We start from the raw sequence: 23,710 nt of genomic DNA, 5'->3' as shown, positions 1-23,710 counted from the left end.
ATGGCAACAACCACCCGCCCAAAACCAAAAACGGTATTCCCCAAGGTCATTTCCACACTGTGGCTTCTCTTCCTGAGTGGCCTGGCTATGTTCATCCTGTATATTTATGCGGTCAGCGTCAATTTCCTGAACCTTTTCGGAGATCTGCCCAACATGCGCACACTCGAGAACCCGAAGAGTGCTCTTTCCTCTGTGCTTTATTCCGCCGATAACAAAGAGCTAGGCAAATATTTCCGCGAAAACCGCACCCCGATCGAGTACGCTGACCTGCCCGAAAACTTTGTGCATGCCTTGATGGCAACAGAGGATATCCGTTTTGAAGAGCACTCAGGTATAGACCCGGAGGCCATGGCCCGTGTTGCCGGAGGTATACTGATAGGCAGTTCCAAAGGTGGTGGCAGTACCCTGACACAGCAGCTTGCCAAAAACCTGTTCCGCACCCGTGGTGAAGAGCTGAACAACGGCTACCTGAATGACAAGCCAGGCTTCCGTACGCTTATCCACAAAACAAAGGAGTGGATCATGTCGGTGAAGCTGGAGCAGTCCTATACCAAGCAGGAGATCATGATCATGTACCTGAACATCTTCGAGTTTGGTAGCAATGCCTTCGGATTGCAGTCTGCTGCCAAGACCTTTTTTGGTAAAGATGCGAAGGACCTGGAGGTACAGGAGTCAGCTGTGCTGGTAGGTTTGTTTAAGAACCCGAACCACTATAGCCCGAAGTTTAATCCGGAAAATTCGAAGCATCGCCGCAACGTAGTTTTGTCGCAGATGGTGAAGTACGGCTACATGACACAGGCCGAGTACGACAGCCTGAAAGAAACTGATATCAAGCTCAAATACCGTGTCGAGAACCAAAACATTGGTCTTGCACCCTATTTCCGTACCGAAGCCAGTAAGTTTTTGCTGAAGTGGTGCCGCGAGAATGGCTACGACCTGTATGCCGACGGTCTGAAGATCTACACCACCATCGACTCACGCATGCAGACTTATGCAGAGCAGGCAGTGGAGGAGCATATGAAAGATCGCCAGAAAGAGTTTTTTGCACACTGGAAAGGCCGAAACCCCTGGATCGATCGCCAGGGCAAAGAAATCCCGAATTACCTGGAGAACGCTATTAAGCGTACCGACCGCTACCGCAACCTGAACAGACGCTTCGATGGCAACCAGGATTCTATTAACTACTACCTGAACAAGAAAATCCCGATGACCATCTTTACTTATGATGGAGAAAAGGAAGTTCAGATGAGTCCGCTTGACTCGCTCAAGCATTACAAACATTATCTGCAAACTGGTTTCATGGCTATGGAGCCGCAGACGGGGCACATCAAAGCTTGGGTAGGTGGCATCAATTACAAGCACTTCAAGTATGACCACGTGAAGCAGGGTGCTCGTCAGCCGGGCTCTACGTTCAAACCGTTCCTGTACACTGCCGCTATCGAGAATGGCTATTATCCTTGCTACGAGGTACTCGACACGCAGGTATGTATACCTTTGGGTGACGGCACTATGTGGTGTCCTAACAATGCCGATAATAAATTCTCCGGCGAGAAGTTCACGCTGCGCAATGCCATGGCAAAGTCCGTTAACTCGATCTCTGCTTTCCTGGTGAACAAACTTGGAGCAGAAACGTTGGTTAAGACCGCCAAACGTATGGGCATCTCAACACCACTGGAGGCTAATCCATCGTTGGCGCTTGGTGTAAATGACGTAACACTTTATGACATGGTGGGTGCGTATGGCACCTTTGTGAACAGTGGAACTTGGGTAGAGCCAAACTTTATCACCCGTATTGAAGACAAGCATGGCAATGTGCTGCACGAATTTGTGCCGAAGACGGTAGATGCCCTGAGTGAAGAAACTGCTTATATGATGGTGCACATGCTCAAGGCTGCGGCAGAGCCTGGCGGTACTGCTTACTACGGCCTGCGCCACCGCAACGGACTTAAGAACGAGATTGGCGGTAAGACTGGTACAACCCAAAACTACTCTGATGCCTGGTTCATGGGTATAACGCCGGACCTGGTAGCTGGTGCCTGGGTTGGTGGTGACGACCGTTCTATTCACTTCCGTACCATTGCGTTGGGTCAGGGCAATAAACTGGCCATGCCGATCTATGGAAACTTCCTTCAGAAGGTATACGCCGACAAGACCTTAGAAGCTACAAGAGATCCTTTCCCTAAACCTTCTACGCCTTTATCGGTAGAATTAGATTGTTCTAAGTATAACAACGGCATGTCAGTAGACTCCGTTCAGCAGGATCAGTTTTATCAAACACCTGCCCCGATCGACTTAGATGCTTTCTAATGAAATTTGAGCATGGCTGCAAACGAGAAGCTACGGGAGAAGATTTCCCATTTACCACATAAACCGGGCATTTATAAGTTCTTCGATGATGAAGGCATCATCTATGTAGGCAAAGCGATTGATATCAGGAAGCGTGTCAGCTCCTATTTCAATCGCTCTGCCCAGCATAATAAAAAGACGCTGAAGCTTATCTCCAAGATCAAGGACATCGAATTCACGATTGTGGATACGGAAGCTGATGCCTTTTTGCTGGAAAACAACCTCATCAAGCAGTACCAGCCCAAGTATAACATCCTGCTTAAGGATGGAAAAACTTACCCTTACATTTGCATTGTAAATGAGCGCTTCCCCCGTGTCATCAGCACGCGTAATAAGATCAATGATGGTTCCCGCTACTTTGGCCCATACCCTAGCGGCACCACCATGCATATTGTACTGGACCTGATTCGGACTTTATATCCACTCCGTACCTGCACCTATAACCTGTCTCCAGAAAACATTGCTGCTGGTAAGTTTAAGGTTTGCCTGGAGTATCACATCGGTAACTGTAAAGGCCCTTGTGAAGATTTGGTAGATGAAACAACTTACAACCAGTACATTGCTCAGATCAAGAACATTCTCTCGGGTAATCTTTCGATAGCGAAAAATTACTTTAAAGAGCGAATGGCAGAAGCAGCAGCTGATTACCAATATGAGCAGGCCCATCGCTACAAGCAGAAGCTCGATCTCCTGGAAGACTATCAGGCGAAGTCAACTGTTGTTAGCAACACACTCTCCAACATCGATGTCTTTTCGATTACATCAAACGAGAAGTGTGCTTTTGTGAACTACCTGAAGGTAATGAACGGCTCTATTATACAGACACAGTCCCTGGAGCTACACAAAAAACTGGATGAGTCTGATGAAGAGCTATTGGCTTCTGTGATTGTACAGCTGCGTCATGAGTTTGAAAGCACTTCCCGAGAGATTATCACCAATATTGAGCTTTCCCTGCCGCTCGATAACATCACCATCACGCAGCCACAGATAGGCGATAAGCGCAAGCTCTTGAACCTTTCGATGAAGAATGCCATGTACCTTCGTAAAGAGCGTGAAGGACGTCAGGAGCAGAATAAGAGCCTTGGCGAGCAACGTGAACTCCGTGTGCTGGAAACTTTGAAGAAAGACCTCCGGTTAACTGAGCTTCCTCGCCAGATCGAGTGTTTCGACAACTCCAACTTTCAGGGTGATAATCCGGTTGCATCGATGGTATGCTTCAAAAACGGCAAACCAAGCAAAAAAGACTATCGTCACTTTCATATCAAATCTGTCGTTGGCCCAAATGACTTTGAGTCGATGTACGAGGTGGTGACACGTCGTTACCGCCGTCTAATTGAAGAGAAGCAGCCTCTACCGCAGCTAATTATCATCGATGGTGGCAAAGGGCAGCTGAGTTTTGCTGTGCAAGCCCTTAAGGATCTTAATTTATGGGGACAGATCGCTATTGTAGGTATAGCAAAGCGGCTCGAAGAGATTTTCTACCCGGGTGATAAGCTTCCGCTTTACATCGATAAGAAGTCAGAGTCATTGAAACTTATTCAACGCTTACGCAACGAGGCACACCGTTTTGCGATTACCTTCCATCGCTCACGCCGTGATGCTGGTACCTTGAAGACCGAATTAACAGAAGTGAAAGGAATAGGTCCGAGCACGGCTGATGCATTACTTCAGAAATTCAGGTCAGTAAAGAAGCTCAAAGAACTTACTTTGACGGAATTAACTGCTGAGGTGGGTCAGCGTAAGGCCCAGATTCTTTACGATTATTTTCATAATGCCGAAGGCCCTTCTTCTTAATTAGTTTTTCCAATTTTTAATCTTCCATTGATCTTGCAGTTATTCCATACTGTATGGTTTTTACTGGAAGTGCCTACTGCTCCCATAAAATAATCTATACTATTAATACGAACGCAGCCAGCTATATTCTGCCTTTCCAACCTCCAATAGGTTTTTTATAAACAAAAAAAGGGGGAGATCTGAAAAGATCTCCCCCTTTTTTATGATTGTCTTACAATTAGTAGCTCCAGAGGCTGTATTCGTACTCGATCAACGCTTCAAGCGCTTCCTGAGCAGCTAACAGTCCTTTCTTACCACCACCGTAGATATCGCCCAGAGCTCTGTCGTTCGGGTTAGATATTTTGGTGATATAAGAGCTGAACAGCCACAGATCAAATGCATCAGCCAGGTTCTTGTGCTGTGCATCGTTCTGAGCGTTGTACCAGATAGCAGTTTCAGGATTGTTTCTGAACACCTTTACCAGATCACTCATTTTAAAGCTGCCTACTGTCTGCTCGAAACCAAGTGGGTTAAGTGTAGATGGCACTTTAATGCTAATTGTCTGAATATCGTGGTACATACGAGAGCGTTTCTTGTCGAACACTACGTTCTCTTTCAGCTCCAACAGGTATAGCTGCTTTGCAAAGTACTCGTTGCTTACAGGACCAGTCTCTTGAGTAGCAGTTGTACCCAGGGCAGCGCCCCAAGCATCATCATCTTCCTCTTCCTGACCGAAACCAGCTGCGATTTCTTCCTCAGTTAATCCACCGCCCATATCTTTGGCAGTCATGTTAGCCAGGAATTCCTCTCTGGTTAGCGGTACATTTACAGAGTCTGTCTTATAGGCCACCAACTCGCCGCTTTTTACAGCATCGATCAAAACTTTGGTGATCTCTCTGTTTTCAGAAAACAAAGGTCTGTTTTGCTTTTCGCGCAAGTCGATCTTACGCCAAACCGTTTTCTTGAACAACACATCAGACTCCGGAATAGGTCTTGCTGATGGATTACTGGACTGCGTGGTAGACACTTGCTGTGCTACTGCTCCGTAAGAGAGCATCATACCAGCTGCTACACCTATTACTTTGATAAGTTTCATACTCCTTGTAAGCTTCTAATCTTAATTAGTTAAGTGGGATAGTGAAGATACCGTCGCCTGTTGGTTTCGCGTCTACCGGATTGCCCTGGTAGTTCAGACGCTTCACTTCCATTACTTCGATCGTAACACGGTCGCCTTTGGCAGCTTTAGAGGCAAAACGGCTCAGGTCACCTGTTGGGCTAGAAAACTCAGCCTGATCAACTGGGTTAGAACCTCTTACCAGGAATGCTCTCCACTTCGTTACCCTATAACGTGCTTCCTGTGGCAAAAATTGCTTGAAACCTTCGTCAGCGATCGCCTGTATCTCTACAGCTCTGATGCCTTGTGCTGGCAAACCTCTCTTCTGGTCTACTGGTCTTCCGTTCACTACAGTTTGTAGAGATGGTCTTGGCACTGGACGAACTTTGAAAGTTTCTGTACCAATGGCGTTACCACCGCTGCTCACGTTAAGCTTCACTTCAGTAGTAGTAGGGATTACGGTTACCTGGCCTTTCTTAGCACCTTTGATGGCAGAACCACCTGAAGCAGAGAAGCTAGGATCGTAAACCGCACCAAGAGCTGGTACCTGTACGTTCAGTTCGTTAGCACAACCCAGGTATAGGGCCTGTACTGCTGCAGATTGTACCTGAATTACTGGCTTTGCTACGATGTACTCTTCTGTTACGTCAAGTACTTCCTGCTCACCATTTTTGTCGATGATCACCTGACCTTTCCAAGTCTGCTTTGAGTTACCATCAGCGTCGTAGTTTGAGGCAGCAGCCGTGAATTCAATCTGACCTTTACCGTCTACTACGTTGATTGGCTTACCCTGGAACGTCATCTTTGGTGTGATCGCATCAGAAGAAGCGGCAATAAACATGTCAGCCTTATACTTAGTACCAGCGGCTACTGTTTTAGACTCAGCACGAGCCATCGCGAAGATCTTCTCAAACTTGATGATGTCAGCACCTACTCTTTGAGCAAGGTTCTGCAGGGCATCAGCCTCGTACTTCAGAATCTCTGCTTCTTTCTGAGAAAGTGTTGCTAGGGCAGCTACCAGTGGAGTAGCTTCGAAGTTCAGCTGTGCAAAATCTTTGTTGCGCTGGCTACGATCTTTGGCAGCCATTGGGTCAGTCTTACCATCACGTGCCAGGATGTCCGGCATGCTTGGGTTATACTGCTTCATGAACTTTGCGTAGTTGTTCAAACGCTGCTCCAGCTCGTAAGCGGCACCGTTCTTAGCACTAGCAGGCCCAATCATAGTCATAGCAACCTGATCTTCTGCACTAGGGTTTGAATATCCGGTTTTCTCCTCATTCTCACCACCTGTTCTTTCGATCAGAGTCGCGCGAAGGCCACGGATATACTCTACCAGTTCACCTGTTTCTTTTCTAACAGCATTGGCGCTCTCGAGTACAGTTCTGTCTTTGTCTCGGTTACCACCTTCGCTGACCTTGGATTTAATATTCGTTACAACTCCGCTATTGTCAGTCTGCGTTTTATTGTTGACGTCCATAAGACTCTCATCAATAAACTGAAACTTTAACAGGATAGCAGAGTTCACTTGCAGGGCGAGAAGTGCGGTCAGTACCAGGTACATCATACCGATCATCTTCTGCCGTGGTGTCTCTTTTCCTCCAGCCATTTTCTACTTAGTTACTGTTGTTTTCTTGTTGATTTAGGAAATGTTGCGCAATTAGCCTTTCATAGCTGTCAGCATGTTACCATACACTGTGTTCAGTGAGTGTAGGTTATGCGTCAGTTTAGAAACTTCTTGCTTGAACTGCTCTGTGTCCTTGCTTGCATCGGTCAGGTTCTCCATGGCCATGCTCAGGTTTCCGTAGAACTTGTTCATTGCTTTCAGGTGGTTGTTGGCATCCTGAAGCTCCATTTCGTAAACAGCATTTAAAGCACCTAAGTTTCTTGTCATGCTCTGTACTTGCGTATGATACTCCTGCGCATCGTTAGTAGCAACAGCCATTTTAGACAGTGCATCTGCTGTTGTAGCATAAGCTTCTGTAATGCGGCCCAGCTGGTCACCGGCAGCTTTAACGCGTACACCGTACTCGTTTGTAGCAGCAGTAGCCTGGCTCAGGTCAGCCATTTGAGCGGCTGTTTCGCTCAGTCTGTTCAGACCAAGACCCAGTGAATTGATTGTAGCAGGCGTAATGTCTGCATCACGCATCATTTTGTCAAGTTCCTTCGTTGCAGAAGGACCGTTGTTTGAAGCTGTGGTTGGGATAAGCGCCTCACCTGCATAGTCATCAGCCAGCTGTGGGTATACTCTTGCCCAGTCTGGATCGTGTGGCTGTGGTTGGAATGCACTCAGGGCAAAGATTACGGCCTCTGTACCAAGACCAACAATCAGCATGATGTCGGCACCTGGCCAGTGCTGAATTTTAAACAATGCTCCGATAATTACGACTGCGGCACCAAGACCATACACTTTGGGCATCAACACGTCGTACAAGAAACTGCGACCTCTAGCTTTGCTCATTTTGTTTTCAAAAATTAAATGTGAACGATTGGGTATTAAATTGTTTAGTTTTTAACTGTAAAGAACACTTCTATTGACTATCTGAACTCTCTTCCTGAAGAACGTCCCAGGTAGATCATCGCGTTACGGAAACCGATATACGATCTGGCTGAGTCCTGATATTCGAAGTTACGGGTGCCAGTTTCAAGGAAGTATGCAATATCTTTCCAAGAGCCGCCTCTTACTACTTTGCGAGGCTCGTTATCATCATAGTAAACCGGGTTCAAGTCCCAGGTAATCGGAACTGTAGCATCAGCGTAGGCATCTTCGCACCACTCCGCTACGTTACCAGCCATGTCATACAGACCAAAGTCGTTCGGGAAGAACTGGGCTACAGGAGCTGTATAGGTAAAGCCATCGCTGTAGTAATCACCACGACCCGGCTTAAAGTTAGCTAGCAAACAGCCTTTGGCATTGCGCAGGTATGGACCACCCCAAGGGTATGTCGCCATATCACGGCCGCCTCTGGCAGCGTATTCCCACTCAGCCTCAGATGGCAGACGGAATTTAGGCATTGGGGCCATTCCGTTGTCAGCGTTGGCCTGGTTCTTATGCTTCGTTCTCCAGTCAGAGAAGTACTTGGCAGCAAACCAGTTCACACCCACCACCGGATACTCGTCAAACGCTGGATGAGAAAAATAGTATTCCATCAAGGGGTCACCCATATGGTAAGTGAAGTCACGCACCCAAACAGTTGTGTCCGGATACAGGCTTGTCATCACAAAGTCTTCGCCCAGAATATCGATTGAGTCATTGACCATTACTTCAATGAACTGACGGTATTCGTTATTCGTAATCTCGGTTTCGTCCATATAGAAGCCGCCTATTGTTACCTGCTTGTTCAGGTTCGCCATAGTGGCCGCTATGTCCTGATCAGCCTGGCCCATATGGAAAGTTCCGCCCGGGCAGGCGACCATGCCGTAAGGTACAGCTTGTGGATTGTAGTCTGGTCGATCCTCTGCGCCTACTAGGTCGCCTTGCGGTCCTCTTCTTAACCCACAACTCGCAAGCAGTACCACCGCCAAAGCGAAGGAAGACAGCTTTAATAGTTTGTTCATGATGACTTTGGAAAAAGTAAATTTTTTAGCAATGATTTATGCACACTATTTCTGGTGTAGCAAATATATTGAGAATTAGAAATAAAACAAAAACAATTAAAATTCTCACTTATTAATAATTTTCAAACGGTACAATATCAAGATTATTATACCATAGAAGAATTATTTTAACTGTATTTTTTCAAGAATACAGCTTTTCAGTGATAAATACAATATCATGAAAATTTATTTAGTGAAATTATAGCGTGGGGTTCGCACTGGCGGTCTGAACCGAACAACTGGCTCAGGTAATCGGTAGGAAACCATCACTTCATGTGATGTTGGGGCCTTGGCCACTTTATTAAATGTTGTGAGATCTAATGCATATCCTACCCGCAGCGCGTTGTCCTGCAACATCGCTATACCCACAAGCGCACTAACAGCTTCCTGATGCCGAAAATTCAATCCGCCCCAATATTTTTCATCAAATGTTACGCGGGCGCCTGCATCAAACGAAAATGTCTCTGTATCATGCTTTAAGAGGGCTGTAGGAGTAAGTACCAGCTGGTTGCTAAGCGGCAAATGGTAGCCGCCTGTCAGGTAGATGTGGTTCTCGCCGACTACGCGGCCGCCTCCTGTGTTATCGACGTCCATAAACTGGTAGCTGGAGCGCAGTAGACTGGTCACACCACCGCCTGCATAGAAGCGCTCTGATTCATACCAAAGTCCCGCGCCCATGTCAAACTTGGAATCGGAGCTATTGAATGGGATGTTTGGGTCGCCTTCGTCGATAAATCGGTAGCTGCCCTTTCTTATATTATTTATATTGCCCTGAACACCGATCCCTAACTTGCCTTCGCCCACATTCAGGTGAAAGGAGTAGGAGATGGCGGCTTGCTGAATGCGGGTGTTAGCGATCTGGTCCTGCACAAGCGTTATACCTACACCGCCCTTCAAAAGCCGCACCGGGGTATGAGCCGTCAGGAGCAATGTGCGTGGCGAACCGCCATCGTCAAAGGAGGCATCATAGTTCAGCCACTGGTAGCGGTAGATGGATTGTATTTCTGGGCGGTTGGTTATACCTGCGTAAGCCGGGCTGATATACATGCCGTTGAATCCGTAGTGGGTAAACTGGGGCTGCTGCTGCGCCCAGGAGTTGAGGTGGCAGAAAAACAGCAACAAAACGGCAGGTATAATCTTTTTCATAGAATGTTGCAGCTAAGCATGCGTTAACTGGACGTTAAAGAGCCAGAGTTGAACCAAATATATATATTAAACAGTAAAACGCAAAAGCAAGCAGATGGTTGATTCTACTTGCCTTTGCGTTTTACTGTTTTAATCCTGCCTGTTTAAAAGCCTGATTTATTTCTTTTGGTTCTGGATGTACACCTCAATCGCTCCCGTCATGGATGGTGCGTTTGGCATCGGTGCCTCAATGTCTAGCTCCAGCCCTGCATCGCGCACTGCCTTGGCCGTGGTTGGACCAAAAGCTGCTATGCGGGTATTATTCTGCTTAAAGTCAGGGAAGTTGATAAACAGCGAGCTGATGCCTGATGGACTGAAGAAAGCGATGCAGTCGTAGGTTACATCGTCCAGATCCGACAGGTCGGCTGCCACTGTCTTATAGATAACCGCCTCCGTGTGCTTGATCTTATTTGTCTTCAGGAATCCCGGGATGTCGTCTTTGCGGATGTTAGAGCAAGGGTACAGGAACTTCTCGTTCTTGTGCTTCTTGATCACCTCAAAGAGATCTTTGGCTGTTTTCTCACCTACAAACAATTTACGCTTACGCAGGGTGATGTATTTCTGCAGGTAGTATGCCGTCTGGTCTGAAATACAGAAATACTTCATATCCGCAGGCATTTCTATCTTGCTCTCCTGGCATATTCTGAAAAAGTGGTCTACTGCGTTGCGGCTGGTAAAAATAACAGCCGTGTGCGACAGAATGTCCACCTTATCCTTGCGGAATTCTTTGTAGGAAACAGGCTCTACCTCAATAAACGCCCTGAAATCAACCTTAATGCCGTACTTTTCTGCTATCGAGAGATAGGGAGAGTTGTCAGTGGTTGGCTGTGGTTGCGTTACGAGTATACTCTTGATCGGAATACTGTGTCTTTCAGGATTTGCCCAAGCCTTTTCTTTACTTTCAGCCATAGAGTATGGAAGTCTGTTTTTATAATATAAGCCGCCCGCCGAAACCGTTGATTTTGTGTTTTTAAAAGTTAAACACGATAAACTTCAGCATAATGGCTAACGGAATCACTTCTGTGGCGCAAAGGTAAGAAAATAAATGCAAATTTATCACAGAAGTCTGCTTATTTACTGTCACAAACACACGAATAATCGTGATTACCAGCAACAAGAGTACCGCCATGCTCGAAACAGTGAGCACTGTGTCGGGAGCCACCTGGTTAAGCGAAAGGTATAGCAGCATCACCACTGGCAGAAAAAGGCCCAGAAACAACAGAGAACGCAGAAACTCACTGAATTGAACCTGCACGATCTGCTCCAACCCAAAAATATAACCCATCACTTTCAGGAAAAGGTACTTTAGCAGGATGACGGCAAAAATCAGGAAGGTATAGAACAGGATCTTGGTCGTGATATCGGACTCAGACACCGGAAAAAGACGGTTAAAGATCCGCACATGCTGCACATTGGTATGAATAGCTGCTATCAGAAGCGCCATGGACATCGAAAAAGCAACAATAAACAACACACCTGACCATGTACCAAGCGGCTTGGTCAGGATTCCCTCATCCAGAGACCTAGTGCGCCAGAAGGATTGCACCCCAAATACTGCCTGAAAATCGGAAGGGAAAGTCGTTTTAAGGCTACCGTACAGCAACCCGATCAGCAGCATGAAAATGATAAAGGCATTCTGATTCACATACTCCCGCAGCCGCACTGAGAAACTCCCCTGCATTGTTTCGTTATCGTTTCGCTCTGCCTGCACCCGGTTGCGAAAAGACCCGACATTGGGATGCTGCGACGGATGCCACACTGACAAAAGATAGCGACCATTTACAGGCTTCACCCGTTTATTCCACGTGGCCAGGTCGAAGGTATAGTTGGAAGTGGAATCTGCCGTGAAGATCAACTGATTGTTCAGAAACAGGCACAGGTCCTTTTGGGCTGTAAATTCTATCACAAACGGCTTTGAGGGGGCCATAGTCACCCACTGGTGAACGGCACTGTAGCCGCCATGCAGAGCGGTGGCATAGGGCACCAGGTCACTGGATCCGGCATCGTATACCTGCCAGTTCCCGTTCAGGGTGTTCTTCTGCTCCAACGGCAGTACCTGTGCCTGCAATGGCCAGGTTAGCACAATTAACAGCAGCACGAGCCCTAAGCTATACCTTATGCGGTTTGTGAAATACACAGTCTGAATGAAAAAATTAGGGAAGCTATACCTTAAGAATGTAGCACACCCTGCATTTGCAGCATGCTGATGTCAATAAGATGCTCATCAGTGATGGAATCGGGCACGAACACAAAGCGCTTGTCATAGATCTTGCCGTCGATGTAGTAGCTCACCCAGTATTCGTTGTTAAGCTTGAACACGGACGGGTCGATCACCTCTACCTGCACAAAGCTCTTGGCCTCTACACGCTCAAACATGTGCCGCAGCACAGAGGTTTTTACTTCTTCGTCTTCTATGGTGCCATAGCCTTTGGATGTGACAAACACATTTTCGAGCGCCACATTATTGTTGTTGATCAGGTACACGTTCCAGGTGCGCTCTTCTGGCAACTCGCCTGTGAAAGCAATGGCCACGGCCACCCCCTGAACCGGAGTGAAATCAATATCCTTCTTCATTTAATCTTTTGTAATGCTTGCCTCGAACAGGTTTGCCAGGTGGCCTTTGAGTTTCTCTTCTACTTCTGCCATTGGCAATTCGTGGCCCAGTTCCTTTGCCAGCGACGTTACCTGCTTATCGGTGATGCCGCAAGGTACGATGTTATTAAAATAATCTAAATCGGTGTTGATGTTAAAAGCAAAACCATGCATGGTCACCCATCGACTGCACTTCACACCCATGGCGCAGATCTTGCGCGGGTTTTTCTGCTCCACATGGTCCAGCCATACGCCGGTGAGGCCAGGTATACGGCCCGCTTCTATCCCGTAATCTTTCAAAGTCAGGATAATCGACTCTTCCAGAAAGCGCAGGTACTTGTGTATGTCTGTAAAGAAGTTGTCGAGGTCCAGAATAGGATAGCCCACGATCTGCCCCGGGCCATGGTAAGTGATGTCGCCGCCCCGATTGATCTTATAGAAAGTGGCACCCTTTGCCTTCAGGCCTTCTTCGTTGATGAGCAGGTTGGACTCGTGGCCGCTTTTGCCCAGGGTATAGACGTGCGGATGCGAGCAGAACAAGAGATAGTTAGGCGTGACTTCTTGTGCCTCGGGAGCCGCATGGCGGTTGCGGGCCTTCATATCCAGTATACCTGTAAAGAGCTTGTCCTGATAATCCCAGGCTTCCTTATAGTCAATTAGCCCCAAGTGCTCAAATTGTATAGTCTTATTCTGTGACACAGTTTTCCCCCTTATATTAAAGTATAGCCTAACAGTTGGCAACAGTGCCGGACAGGCGTCTATACCCTTAATTTTCAGCAAAGATACGGCCGCCCGGGGGCATACGCAAACAGCATCTTGACTGCTGCTAATAAAACCACCCGGTACAATTATAAGTTTAAAGCTCTTATGATGACTCCGCAAGCACCCCATCTCTCTACCGGCGCCAACGGCGAAGACCTGGCCTGCGACCTGCTGCACCAGAAAGGCTACCGTATTCTGCAGCGCAACCTGCGCATGGGCAAAGCCGAGATCGACATTATTGCCCGCCAGAACGATACATTGGTGTTTGTAGAAGTGAAAACGCGGACGAATGATGATTTTGGCTATCCGGAGGAGTTTGTGAACCGGCGAAAGCAACGGATGATCCTAAATGCGGCAGACTCTTATATCCTGAAAACCGGCTGGCAGGAAGATATTCGTTTTGATATTATCGCCATCACAATGAGCAACCCGCCGGAGCTGTTTCATATTGAGGATGCCTTTCACTAACGGGCTGAAGCCCGCTTGTCCAGCTTATCTTTCTCAAATATAAGTGTGCCGTGGCGATCGTATTGCTTGACCAGGTATGGCTCTGCTTGTGGTTCGTAAGGGGTTTTGGGATACTGGTACTCATATTGGCGACGGGCTCTAAAGTCGAAGTGCTTCACCCAGAGGCCTACTTTGCGACCCTTCTGGTACTGCCCCATCCATTCTAACTGACCATTTTCGTAGAAGCGGTAATAAGTGCCCTGCACCTCGCCATAGGCATAAGGGATTACTTCTTTTATCTTTTTGGTGCCTTCGTAGTATTTCACCACGGCATCACGCAGGAAGCCTTTTTCAAAATGCTCTTTTGCTAATAGTATACCGTCACGGTTGTAGCGCTCCCAGCGCAGGTGCTTGGTACCGACATAAAAGTAACCTTCTTCCACCACTTCACCGCCCTGCTCTTTTTTGTAAGGTCCGTGGAGTACTTTGTGCTGCTCAGGATTCAGTTCGCCGCGCGTCTTGTAGAGTTTGCGTCGTTTGGTATCGTAATAGTATTTTTCGGGCGCATAAGGGTCAGGCTGCTGGAATTCGGCCAGGTAACTGAAAGACTCGATCACCTCCCGGTCGCCCCGTCCGCCTGACTTCACGAAGCCACGGGCTACTCTGTCGCCCATGAAATAGCGCTTGTCAGCTTTCTTCTTACGCTTTTTCGGCTGCTTTTCCTCTGCGTTTGCCAGCGAATCGCCTATCTGCACAGAAGGCCTGGCGGTATCGGCCAGAGCGATGGCTTCGGCTTTGGCACTCTGCTTCAGGGCTGCGCGGCTCAGGTTGTAGTCGCTGTTATAGGCTCTTGGCTTACAGCCTGCAAGTCCCACAACCAGCAACAAACTAAGCCAGACAAGTTGAAGAATGTGCTTCATGGTATACGTTTGAGTTAATGCGCTTTGGATAGGTGAATGTATAGAGTCTTATCTAAGCAACGTAAATATGCGGATAAATCATATACCTGCCAACCCACTATCAAGTTTAGCTCCTATAACTTTTCGTCGGGCGGCTTAGTTCACAAATTAAGCTACTACAAAACAAAAGCGGCGCCCAGTTGGGAGCCGCTTTTATACTGCTAAGTGTAATTATGAAAAGGTAATCTTATTCTTTATCAATCAGGTCCACACTGCGCTTCACGAAGGCAGTCAGGGCCGAGCCGGAAAGCATGTTCTGAGACAGCAACGCCAGGTCAAAGGCCTGACGGGCGATGCGCTCCTTGTTGTCGTCTTTCGCCTTCAGGATGCGCTGGTTGATGCTGTGGTTGGCATTGATGGTTACGTTGTAGGTGTCCGGCATGTTGCCCATGAACATCATACCGCCTCCGCCACTCTTGCTCATGTCCTTCATGCGGCGCATAAACTCAGGCAAGGTAATGATTACTGGTGCATCATCCGTAGCCATCGGCGCTACTTCTACCTGCATGTTCTGGTTGTTGATAGCCGTTTCGTAGATCTTCTTCAAGTCCTCCTTCTCGGTATCGTTTAGCACGCTATCGCTTGCTTCGTCTTTCTCAATCAGCTTGCCGATCGTCTCAGAGTCCACACGCTTGAGTGAGGTTTTCTCCAGCTTCTGCTCCAGCATACCGATAAAGTGACTGTCGATGATCGAGTCCAGCTTAAGTACGTCGTAGCTACGGTTCTGAGCGGCCTCTACGAAAGCATGCTGTTTGTCGGCGTCGGTAGTATAGAGTAATACCAGCTGACCGTTTTTGTCGGTCTGGTTTGCCTGTGTCAGCGCCTTGTACTCCTCCAGGGTATAGTACTTGCCTTCAGTGTTCTGCAATAGTACAAAGTCTTTGGCTTTTTCATAGAACTTGTCGTCGCTCAGCATGCCGTACTTCACGAACACGTTAATGTCTTCCCAGTTCTTCTCAAAGGTCTCTCTGTCCTTCTTAAAGATGTCGTTCAGCTTATCGGCTACCTTCTTCGTGATGTAGGTATTGATCTTCTTCACGTTCGAATCAGCCTGCAGGAACGAGCGGCTCACGTTCAACGGAATGTCCGGCGAGTCGATCACACCGTGCAGCAACATCAGGAACTCCGGCACTACGTCTTTTACCTCGTCAGTAATGAACACCTGCTTCGAGTAAAGCTGAATCTTGTTACGCTGAATCTCGAAGTCGTTCTTCAGTTTCGGGAAGTAAAGGATACCGGTCAGGTTGAACGGATAGTCCACGTTCAGGTGAATCCAGAACAGCGGCGCCTCCGAGAATGGGTATAGTTCCTTGTAGAAGTTCTTGTAGTCCTCATCGGTCAGCTCCGAAGGCTGTTTCGTCCAGATCGGGTTCGGATTGTTAATGATCTCTCCCTCAAACTCCACAGGCACCGGCAGGAACTTGCAGTATTTATCAAGAATGTTACGGATACGGGCTGTCTCCAAGAACTCCTCAGAGTCAGATGCCACGTTCAGAATCACGTTCGTGCCGCGGTCTTCTTTATGCGCTGGGGCAATAGCAAACTCAGTGCTGCCGTCGCAGGTCCAGTGCGCTGACTCGGTTTCGTCTTTGTAGGATTTGGTAACGATCTCCACACGGTCGGCCACCATAAAGGCAGAGTAGAAGCCCAGACCGAACTGACCGATGATCTGGTTCTGCTCGCCGGCGTCTTTGTAGCGCTCCACAAATTCGGTAGCTCCAGAGAAGGCAATCTGGTTGATGTACTTCTTGATCTCCTCGGCCGTCATCCCGATACCGTTGTCTGATATGGTGATGGTGCGGGCATCTTTGTCCACTTTCACGACTACTTTCAGCTCGCCCAGATCGCCTTTGTACTCGCCGATGGCGGACAGGCGCTTCATTTTTTGGGTGGCATCTACGGCGTTACTCACGAGCTCACGCAGAAAAATCTCGTGGTCTGAGTACAGGAACTTCTTAATGATCGGGAAAATGTTTTCGGTGTGAATCGAAATATTACCTCTTTCTTCCATGTGCTATACTTTTAAAATCTATATTTTAATAAGTGATGTCTTCTGAATCGATGCCTTTGAAAAAGGAAACCGGTGTTTCTGCTCAAGCGCTTTCAAATCCTGTTCCACAGAAAACTTCGCCGCTCAATTGTGACATGATGGCAGAAAACTGGCTCTGTGAAACTGTTTCGGGTATAGCCTTGGGCTGTTTTGGCATATTTTTCGTGATAGTCCGGGCATAACTTAACAAGCAGTGCGTTTGTGCGTACATGCAACATTGGCAAAAAAGTCCTATCTTTGTTTTAAAGCCATGCTTTAGGTGTACCGTTTCACAACATATATCGCCCTCTTTCTGCTGCTGCTGTTCACGCGCGCCATGGTGCCGGATCAGTTGCTGCTGAGCCTGCACAGCCATGCCCACACCGAGCATGCGCATCCAGGCGATCAGAAAAATGCGCATGTTGAGAAAAAGCACAGCCACTGCCCGGTAGAAGATCTGTTTGGGGCGCCCTATCAGAGCGCTGCCATCGTCTATACCTTCAAGGCTCCTGTTATGCTGCCGGAGTATACAGCTCGGTATACCCACCATTCGGCTTTTGATTCTTTTGCCCGCCTCAAACTTCGCGGCCCGCCCGCACTCGGCTAAACCTTCCGCTCCCTTTCCAGTCTTACGGCGTGTCGCCTCTCCCGACATCTGTTTTCAGACTGGCTTATCAGTATAGCATACCTGCTGTTTTCTTATCGGCATCAGGTACTGTCTCCTGGTATTCCTATTATTTATTTTCCTGGCATTATGGCTGTACCTATACCTGTGGCTGCTTTTCAGTTGGCGGGTTATCGGCAGGCTGTAGCCAACACCTTATACCTAAACTTTACACAAACTGTGTATAGATCCAAATTCATAATCGTGCTCTTGTGGCAGCTACTCCTCATAGTTCCTATGGCGGTAGCGCAGGGGCAGATGTACCTCGACGGCGACGACCCGGAGCAGGACTGCGGCCTTACCCTTTCGGGCAAGGTGCTGGACCATGACACCCGGGAGCCTCTCATTGGCGCTACTATTTACATAGAAGAGCTGCAGCGTGGCACTTTGTCCGATGAGTATGGCAATTACCATTTTCATCACCTGTGCCGGGGTAGCTATACCCTCAAGGTCACTTATATCGGCTATGTGATGGAGCGGCCTACGCTCCGCATGACCACTTCTACAGTGCGAAACCTCACGCTGCACGTAGATGCGCGGCAGCTCAAGCAGGTCGTGATCACGGGCGAGCGCCTGACCGAGGAGGTACAGTCTGCGGGCACACTTTCCGGGCGGGAACTGGAGACGACACGCGGCCTTTCACTGGCCGAGTCGTTGCAAAACCTCTCGGGGGTGTCTACTATGCAAACCGGCCCAACTATCTCAAAGCCTGTTATCCACGGCTTGCACAGCAACCGCATTCTGCTGCTCAACAATGGCGTACGCCACGAGGGGCAGCAGTGGGGGGCAGAGCATGCACCAGAGATCGACCCGTTTGTGGCCTCTGAGCTGAAGGTGGTGAAGGGAGCTGCCGGCGTGCGCTACGGTGCCGATGCCATCGGCGGAGTGGTGCTCGTGGAGCCAAAGGCGCTGCCTGACACAGCCGGCGTGAGCGGCGAACTGAACCTGCTGGGGTCCACCAACAACCGGCAGGGGGCTGTTTCGGCCACTGTAGAAGGTAAACCCGCCAGTATACCTGCACTTAGCTGGCGCCTGCAGGGTACTGCCAAGCGTGCCGGAAATGCCCGCACAGCCGATTATTATATGCAGAACACAGGCTTCCAGGAACTCAATTTCTCGGGAACGCTAGGGTATAAGAAGGAAAATTACGGGGCGGAAGTGTTTTACAGCCAGTTCAACACGAAGCTGGGTATTCTGAAGGCTTCGCACATCGGCAACCTGACTGATTTAGAGAATGCCATCGGGCGGGAGCGGCCCGAGCAGACCAGCTACGACTTTACCTATACCATCGATCGCCCATACCAGGACGTGAGCCACCATTTGCTCAAAACAAAAGCTTATTGGGACACCGGCAATGCAGGCAGACTGGAGTTTGTCTACGGTCTGCAGCGCAACATCCGGCAGGAGTACGACTTGCACCGGGCATCGAGCGCTGACCCTGAGCTGACACTGGACATTACCACGCATACGACCGAAGCGGTTTGGGAGCATGCGCCAGTAGGCAATCTTACGGGTTCGGCGGGTGTGAGTACCATTTACCAGAACAATACCTACCAGGGGCGCTACTTCATTCCGTTCTTCCGCAATTTCACGGCGGGGGCTTTTGTGAGTGAGAAGTGGCGCAAAGACAGACTGCAACTCGAAGGCGGTGTACGCTACGACTACAAAAAACTCAACATCACGAAGCGGGAGCGAAACTCTGACATTATCCGGCCGGAGTACCAGTTTCACAACGTTTCGGGTACCCTGGGTGCTTTGTATGACGTGGGCTACCACCTCACATTTGGCTTGAGCGCTACCTCAGCCTGGCGGGCGCCGGGGGCGAACGAACTGTTCAGTGACGGTGTGCACCATGGCTCAGCCAGTTACGAGCGCGGCAATCGCGACTTGAACTCTGAGCAGGCTTACAACTTCGAGGCTTCGGTTACCTACTATGGCAACCAGCGCCTGAACGGCAAGCTGAGTGTGTACAACAACTTCATCAACGACTATATCTACCTGGCACCGGTGCAGCCGCCGACACTCACCATTCGAGGGGCTTTCCCGACGTTTGAGTACAAGCAGGCAGATGCCATCTTCAGAGGTATAGATCTGGACCTGGAGTATCGCTTTACACCGCAGCTATACCTGGAGTCGCGCACTTCTATAGTACGTGCGCGCAACCTGGACCTGAACGACCACCTGGTGGGTGTGCCAGCGGACAGGTATAATAACATGCTGCGCTTCGACACGGATCGCCTGGCAGGTATAGGCACCAGCGACACATACTTTGCGCTGGGTGGCACCTATGTGGCTGAGCAAACCCGCGTGCCTACCGTGGCCGAACAGGATTACATGGCCCCGCCAGCGGGTTACTTCCTGCTTAACCTGGAGGCAGGCACTACGGTACAGCTCGGGCGACAGCCGGTGGAGTTGGGTATTACGGGCAGCAACCTGCTCAACACCGCTTACCGCGATTACCTGAACCGCTTCAGGTACTTTACTGACGATATGGGACGCATGCTGCTGTTCCGCGTGAAACTTCCGCTCAACTTCAGCGGTCGCTAGCCTATTTCGGCTTTATCGTTCAAATTTCATTTCAAACCAAAAAAGACTTTTTATCATGAACAAAATATTCAGACCATACCTGACACTAGCACTTTTCGGATCACTTGTAGCTTTTACCTCTTGCGACGACCATGATCATGAACCGCATGACCACGAGGAGGAGCTGATCACGACCGTGATGCTCACCATGACGCCGCAGGATGGCGGCCAGGCCATCACTGCCACTTACCGTGACCTAGATGGTGACGGTGGACAAGCCCCTGTGTACACTCCGGAAAACGTGGTACTACAGGCAGGTAAGGTATACAACACCACCATCACGCTGATGGACGAGTCGCACCACGAAGAAGATTTGACAGCAGAGATCAGGGAGAAAGGCAGCGAGCACCAGTTCTTTTTTGAGCCATCACCGGCTACACTGCTTACCGTGACAACTACAGACCGCGACAGCAATGGCCGCCCGATTGGCCTGGAGAACACTATCCAGACATCTTCAAATCCGCAAGCAGGTAAACTGAGGGTAGTGCTCAAGCACCAACCAGGCGGCTTAAAGACGGATAACAGCAACATCAGCACAGGTGGCACCGATGCGGATGTGCAATTCAACATTACATTACAGTAAGAAGAATCTATTTAGAACAGGCATTCAGATGGATGCCTGTTCTTATTTTCCCTTGATTTGCCACATATTTTGCCATCACAGCACCAGCAATAACAAGCTAAGCTGAATTGGCGTAATCGGGGTATTAGGCATAGACCAACAAGGCTATTCTTACAAAACTGTCGTATATTTGGCCAAAAGGCTATATATTTAAGTTCTAATTTATATCTATTACAACGAAATTCATTACTTATGAACAAGCTATTGAGGCCGTACATGGCTTTTCTGTTAATGGGGACCTTATTATTTACCACTTCATGCAAAGACGATGACCAACCAGGTCCGGATGAAGAAGAAGAGGTGATCACTGCTGTCACGATCTCGCTAACGCCAACAGGCAAAGGCCAGGATGCAGAAGCTACTATCAGCACGATAACAGGCACCCAGGTTCAGAATGCTCCCCTTACGCTAAGACCGGGCACAGAGTATACTGCCGTGGTGACATTAACTGATGAAAGCAAGACGCCAGTAGCTGATATGACTGCCGAAATCCGCAATGAGCGTGACGAGCACCTGCTTGTGTATACCTTTACGCCTGATGCAGGCAGCAATGCCACTGTGAACGTAACCATCACGGACATGGACCAAAACAACCGTCCTGTAGGGCTGGAGTCAACTGTGACAACTGGCGCAGGTACTGGCAACGGCAAACTGAAAGTAGTACTGAAGCACCAACCGGGTGGACTGAAGACAGGCACAAACACCACCGCTGGCAGCACAGACATTGATGTTGATTTTAATGTGATCGTGGCAAACTAAGCTACTTCGATTAAAAGCATAAAAAAGACCGCAACAGGTATAGCCTGCTGCGGTCTTTTGTTTTCTGGCTCTTTTTAAGCTACGCAGGTAATCCGCAGCGAAGCTCACCATTGTCGTACACAGGACTGCTATACCTGCTTTAACGGCCGAGCAGTTGTTGTCCCATCAGCATCTGAATGGTTTTGCCGATACGGTTGGCTCTTGTCTCGGGGCGCTTGGCTTCCTGTATGGCCAGCACATGCTCCTTGCGGTGCGTAAAGGCCAGCTTTTCAAAAGTCTCCAGCAACCCGGCTGACTCCAGTGCCTCACGCAGGTCCTGCGGAACTTCCACTGTTCTGCTCTTGCGGTCTATACCTGGGGCGTCTACTCCAAATTTAGAGGGAGCACTTCGTTCCGACTCGTGCTTAAAACGCAGCGAAGACCAGGTATCGTCCACCGCCACCTGCCGGACAGGAGCGTACCCCAGCCCCGACACAGCCTCCCAGCCATTGTCGCGGTTCAGATCCGACTTTACCCCCGGCGATTTCTTTGGATAAGCCACCCACAGCATGCCATTGCGCTTGAGCGATGGTACAGCCAAGGGTACATAGTAATTTAACTCCTTACTATTGGTAGCAAAAACCTGCACGGCATCATACTCCACACCTTTTTCAGGAGAAGTATGGGTGGTAATACCCTGGCTATGCAATGCTTCAGCTATACCTGCCTGCGCATTGAGCACCAGCACCTGCCATTCTGGTTTTAAATTTAATTTCCTGGCTATATCCTGCATGTTGGTTTCTGTTTGGATCGAACACACTAATCTAAGGGAAATCGTCAAAAGATTACACCTCCACGGCCAGGTCTTTCACAATTATCATCAAAACGCTATATTTAAAGCAGTCCTAACCTGCACCTTATGCCCACCCTGCAATCATCTCCTCAAAAGCACTACCTTTTTAACACAGCCGTAATCGTAGCGGCCCTGGGCTACTTTGTCGACATATACGACCTGGTGCTTTTCAGCATCGTGCGAATACCCAGCCTGCAGTCGCTGGGTGTAACGGATCCTACCGCCCTACTGGAAGACGGTGTGATGCTGCTGAACATGCAAATGGCCGGTATGCTGCTGGGCGGTATAGCCTGGGGTGTGCTGGGCGACAAGAAGGGAAGGCTATCGGTGCTTTTCGGCTCAATCTTTCTTTATTCCATTGCCAATATCCTCAACGGCTTTGTAACCACTATACCCATGTATGCGGTGCTGCGATTTGTAGCGGGCGTTGGCCTGGCCGGAGAGTTGGGCGCAGGTATAACCTTGGTATCAGAGGTGCTGCCGAAGGAGAAGCGCGGCTATGGCACCATGGTAGTAGCCACCATTGGCATATCGGGGGCCATACTGGCAGGTATAGTCGGCGAGTACTTTGGCTGGCGCACGGCTTACTTCATCGGCGGCGGACTGGGCATGCTGCTGCTCCTGCTGAGGGTGGGGGTTTACGAATCAGGCATGTTCAACAACCTGAAGCAGACCAATGTGACACGTGGCAATTTTCTGTCACTCTTTACCAATGCCAGGCGTTTCTGGAAGTACCTTAAGTGTATTCTGATCGGGGTGCCGATCTGGTATGTGGTAGGCATCCTCATTACCTTCTCGCCTGAGTTTGGCGTGGCCTTGGGTGTGAAAGACACGGTATCGGCGGCGCGGGCTGTTTCCTTCTGCTACCTTGGCCTCGTGTTCGGCGATTTTGCCAGCGGTTTCCTGAGCCAGCGCTTCCAGAGCCGACGAAACATTGTGCTGGCATTCCTGCTGCTTACGGGCATTTTCGTCGGCGTGTACCTGTTGGGCAGGGAGTTCAGCCTGACAGCCTTCTATACCTTGTGTGTGGCACTGGGTTTTGCCGGGGGATACTGGGCCGTGTTTGTGACCATAGCAGCAGAGCAGTTCGGTACCAATATCCGTGCTACGGTTACCACCACGGTGCCTAACTTTGTGCGGGGAGCAGTCGTGCCACTCACCATTGCCTTTACTTATCTAAAAGACGGTGTCGGGCTGGTACCAGGTGCCATACTACTGGCCGTGCTCTGCCTGGCCATTGCCATCTACTCTATCCTGACGCTGGACGAAACCTATGGCAAAGACCTGAATTACATGGAGCCGTTGTAATCGCTGGCAGTATCAAACATTGAGCTATAGCACATCGGAGATTGCATGTATACCTTGCCACATGCGTTACTGCTTGCCTATTGCCGCATTCACAGGTTAAGCATTTCAGCAAATTTTCAGCGCTATACCTTACAAAAA

At 49.0% G+C, this 23,710-nt stretch carries 20 protein-coding genes; 8 read left to right on the top strand and 12 right to left on the bottom strand.

The window, feature by feature from the left end; translation table 11 throughout:
• Complete coding sequence (locus BW972_RS05845) at positions 1 to 2,307, top strand: penicillin-binding protein 1A (protein WP_076421410.1); 2,307 nt, start codon at positions 1 to 3, stop codon at positions 2,305 to 2,307.
• A 12-nt stretch (positions 2,308 to 2,319) separates the two neighbouring features.
• Entirely contained in the window at positions 2,320 to 4,140 is a 1,821-nt protein-coding gene (gene uvrC / locus BW972_RS05840) for an excinuclease ABC subunit UvrC (RefSeq protein WP_076421409.1), read from the top strand.
• 217 nt (positions 4,141 to 4,357) lie between these two features.
• Here the strand turns inward: uvrC and porN are convergent, their stop codons facing one another.
• The 9 genes from porN to lipB form a co-directional block, all read right to left on the bottom strand.
• Positions 4,358 to 5,215 carry a type IX secretion system ring subunit PorN/GldN gene (porN, locus tag BW972_RS05835; protein WP_007658785.1) on the bottom strand — a complete coding sequence of 286 codons (858 nt, stop codon included), beginning with the start codon at positions 5,213 to 5,215 and terminating at the stop codon, positions 4,358 to 4,360.
• A gap of 25 nt (positions 5,216 to 5,240) precedes the next feature.
• Positions 5,241 to 6,839, bottom strand: coding sequence for a type IX secretion system motor protein PorM/GldM (gene porM, locus BW972_RS05830; protein WP_076421408.1), 1,599 nt, complete (start codon positions 6,837 to 6,839; stop codon positions 5,241 to 5,243).
• 51 nt (positions 6,840 to 6,890) lie between these two features.
• A complete protein-coding gene (gene porL, locus BW972_RS05825) occupies positions 6,891 to 7,691 on the bottom strand; it encodes a type IX secretion system motor protein PorL/GldL (protein WP_007658787.1) in 801 nt (266 codons plus the stop codon).
• 77 nt (positions 7,692 to 7,768) lie between these two features.
• On the bottom strand, positions 7,769 to 8,788 hold the full coding sequence (gene porK, locus BW972_RS05820) for a T9SS ring complex lipoprotein PorK/GldK (RefSeq protein ID WP_007658788.1): 1,020 nt from the start codon (positions 8,786 to 8,788) through the stop codon (positions 7,769 to 7,771).
• A 225-nt stretch (positions 8,789 to 9,013) separates the two neighbouring features.
• Positions 9,014 to 9,973, bottom strand: a complete 960-nt coding sequence (locus BW972_RS05815) for a PorP/SprF family type IX secretion system membrane protein (RefSeq protein WP_076421407.1) — start codon at positions 9,971 to 9,973, stop codon at positions 9,014 to 9,016.
• 156 nt (positions 9,974 to 10,129) lie between these two features.
• Positions 10,130 to 10,921, bottom strand: a complete 792-nt coding sequence (locus BW972_RS05810; protein WP_007656327.1) for a uroporphyrinogen-III synthase — start codon at positions 10,919 to 10,921, stop codon at positions 10,130 to 10,132.
• 61 nt (positions 10,922 to 10,982) lie between these two features.
• Complete coding sequence (locus tag BW972_RS05805; RefSeq protein WP_234986304.1) at positions 10,983 to 12,110, bottom strand: DUF4271 domain-containing protein; 1,128 nt, start codon at positions 12,108 to 12,110, stop codon at positions 10,983 to 10,985.
• Positions 12,111 to 12,181: 71 nt separating this feature from the next.
• On the bottom strand, positions 12,182 to 12,586 hold the full coding sequence (locus BW972_RS05800) for a hypothetical protein (RefSeq protein ID WP_076421406.1): 405 nt from the start codon (positions 12,584 to 12,586) through the stop codon (positions 12,182 to 12,184).
• Positions 12,587 to 13,303: a lipoyl(octanoyl) transferase LipB gene (gene lipB, locus BW972_RS05795; protein ID WP_040574151.1), complete on the bottom strand. Its 717-nt coding sequence runs from the start codon at positions 13,301 to 13,303 to the stop codon at positions 12,587 to 12,589. It lies immediately after the preceding gene.
• 168 nt (positions 13,304 to 13,471) lie between these two features.
• Here lipB and BW972_RS05790 point away from each other — a divergent pair, with 168 nt between their 5' ends.
• Positions 13,472 to 13,834 (top strand): YraN family protein, encoded by a 363-nt coding sequence (locus BW972_RS05790; RefSeq protein ID WP_076421405.1) that lies wholly within the window; start codon positions 13,472 to 13,474, stop codon positions 13,832 to 13,834.
• Here the strand turns inward: BW972_RS05790 and BW972_RS05785 are convergent.
• Entirely contained in the window at positions 13,831 to 14,733 is a 903-nt protein-coding gene (locus BW972_RS05785) for a toxin-antitoxin system YwqK family antitoxin (RefSeq protein WP_076421404.1), read from the bottom strand. The genes BW972_RS05790 and BW972_RS05785 overlap by 4 nt on opposite strands.
• Positions 14,734 to 14,959: 226 nt before the next feature.
• The gene (gene htpG / locus BW972_RS05780; protein ID WP_076421403.1) at positions 14,960 to 16,783 is read right to left on the bottom strand and encodes a molecular chaperone HtpG; all 1,824 of its coding nucleotides are present in this window, start codon (positions 16,781 to 16,783) and stop codon (positions 14,960 to 14,962) included.
• Positions 16,784 to 17,081: 298 nt separating this feature from the next.
• On the opposite strand from htpG, the gene BW972_RS05775 reads away from it, so the two are divergent.
• The 4 genes from BW972_RS05775 to BW972_RS05760 all read left to right on the top strand — a co-directional run bounded on the left by BW972_RS05775 (position 17,082) and on the right by BW972_RS05760 (position 21,432).
• Positions 17,082 to 17,408, top strand: coding sequence for a hypothetical protein (locus BW972_RS05775; protein WP_007656335.1), 327 nt, complete (start codon positions 17,082 to 17,084; stop codon positions 17,406 to 17,408).
• A 147-nt stretch (positions 17,409 to 17,555) separates the two neighbouring features.
• Complete coding sequence (locus BW972_RS05770) at positions 17,556 to 20,012, top strand: TonB-dependent receptor (protein WP_083674083.1); 2,457 nt, start codon at positions 17,556 to 17,558, stop codon at positions 20,010 to 20,012.
• Positions 20,013 to 20,067: 55 nt separating this feature from the next.
• Positions 20,068 to 20,634 carry a hypothetical protein gene (locus tag BW972_RS05765; protein WP_007656337.1) on the top strand — a complete coding sequence of 189 codons (567 nt, stop codon included), beginning with the start codon at positions 20,068 to 20,070 and terminating at the stop codon, positions 20,632 to 20,634.
• A gap of 231 nt (positions 20,635 to 20,865) precedes the next feature.
• On the top strand, positions 20,866 to 21,432 hold the full coding sequence (locus tag BW972_RS05760) for a hypothetical protein (RefSeq protein WP_071530872.1): 567 nt from the start codon (positions 20,866 to 20,868) through the stop codon (positions 21,430 to 21,432).
• 139 nt (positions 21,433 to 21,571) lie between these two features.
• Here the strand turns inward: BW972_RS05760 and BW972_RS05755 are convergent, their stop codons facing one another.
• A complete protein-coding gene (locus BW972_RS05755) occupies positions 21,572 to 22,204 on the bottom strand; it encodes a YdeI/OmpD-associated family protein (protein WP_076421402.1) in 633 nt (210 codons plus the stop codon).
• A gap of 126 nt (positions 22,205 to 22,330) precedes the next feature.
• Between BW972_RS05755 and BW972_RS05750 the strand changes: the two genes are divergently transcribed.
• Positions 22,331 to 23,572, top strand: a complete 1,242-nt coding sequence (locus tag BW972_RS05750) for an MFS transporter (protein ID WP_007656344.1) — start codon at positions 22,331 to 22,333, stop codon at positions 23,570 to 23,572.
• The last annotated feature ends 138 nt before the right edge of the window (positions 23,573 to 23,710 follow it).

The sequence above is a fragment of the Pontibacter lucknowensis genome (assembly GCF_900156415.1).
In the GTDB taxonomy this organism is placed as follows: Bacteria; Bacteroidota; Bacteroidia; order Cytophagales; family Hymenobacteraceae; genus Pontibacter; species Pontibacter lucknowensis.
The sequence above is the reverse complement of the archived record's forward strand: the minus strand, read 5'-3'. Positions and strand labels throughout refer to the sequence as shown.

What these genes read in the sequence shown, in the direction of transcription:
- htpG (WP_076421403.1), bottom strand. Translation starts at nt 16,783, where the DNA reads ATGGAAGAAAGAGGTAATATTTCGATTCACACCGAAAACATTTTCCCG.
- porL (WP_007658787.1), bottom strand. Translation starts at nt 7,691, where the DNA reads ATGAGCAAAGCTAGAGGTCGCAGTTTCTTGTACGACGTGTTGATGCCC.
- porN (WP_007658785.1), bottom strand. Translation starts at nt 5,215, where the DNA reads ATGAAACTTATCAAAGTAATAGGTGTAGCAGCTGGTATGATGCTCTCT.
- BW972_RS05755 (WP_076421402.1), bottom strand. Translation starts at nt 22,204, where the DNA reads ATGCAGGATATAGCCAGGAAATTAAATTTAAAACCAGAATGGCAGGTG.
- BW972_RS05750 (WP_007656344.1), top strand. Translation starts at nt 22,331, where the DNA reads ATGCCCACCCTGCAATCATCTCCTCAAAAGCACTACCTTTTTAACACA.
- BW972_RS05800 (WP_076421406.1), bottom strand. Translation starts at nt 12,586, where the DNA reads ATGAAGAAGGATATTGATTTCACTCCGGTTCAGGGGGTGGCCGTGGCC.
- BW972_RS05765 (WP_007656337.1), top strand. Translation starts at nt 20,068, where the DNA reads ATGAACAAAATATTCAGACCATACCTGACACTAGCACTTTTCGGATCA.
- BW972_RS05785 (WP_076421404.1), bottom strand. Translation starts at nt 14,733, where the DNA reads ATGAAGCACATTCTTCAACTTGTCTGGCTTAGTTTGTTGCTGGTTGTG.
- porM (WP_076421408.1), bottom strand. Translation starts at nt 6,839, where the DNA reads ATGGCTGGAGGAAAAGAGACACCACGGCAGAAGATGATCGGTATGATG.
- uvrC (WP_076421409.1), top strand. Translation starts at nt 2,320, where the DNA reads ATGGCTGCAAACGAGAAGCTACGGGAGAAGATTTCCCATTTACCACAT.
- BW972_RS05815 (WP_076421407.1), bottom strand. Translation starts at nt 9,973, where the DNA reads ATGAAAAAGATTATACCTGCCGTTTTGTTGCTGTTTTTCTGCCACCTC.
- porK (WP_007658788.1), bottom strand. Translation starts at nt 8,788, where the DNA reads ATGAACAAACTATTAAAGCTGTCTTCCTTCGCTTTGGCGGTGGTACTG.
- BW972_RS05845 (WP_076421410.1), top strand. Translation starts at nt 1, where the DNA reads ATGGCAACAACCACCCGCCCAAAACCAAAAACGGTATTCCCCAAGGTC.
- BW972_RS05790 (WP_076421405.1), top strand. Translation starts at nt 13,472, where the DNA reads ATGATGACTCCGCAAGCACCCCATCTCTCTACCGGCGCCAACGGCGAA.
- BW972_RS05810 (WP_007656327.1), bottom strand. Translation starts at nt 10,921, where the DNA reads ATGGCTGAAAGTAAAGAAAAGGCTTGGGCAAATCCTGAAAGACACAGT.
- BW972_RS05770 (WP_083674083.1), top strand. Translation starts at nt 17,556, where the DNA reads ATGGCTGTACCTATACCTGTGGCTGCTTTTCAGTTGGCGGGTTATCGG.
- BW972_RS05760 (WP_071530872.1), top strand. Translation starts at nt 20,866, where the DNA reads ATGAACAAGCTATTGAGGCCGTACATGGCTTTTCTGTTAATGGGGACC.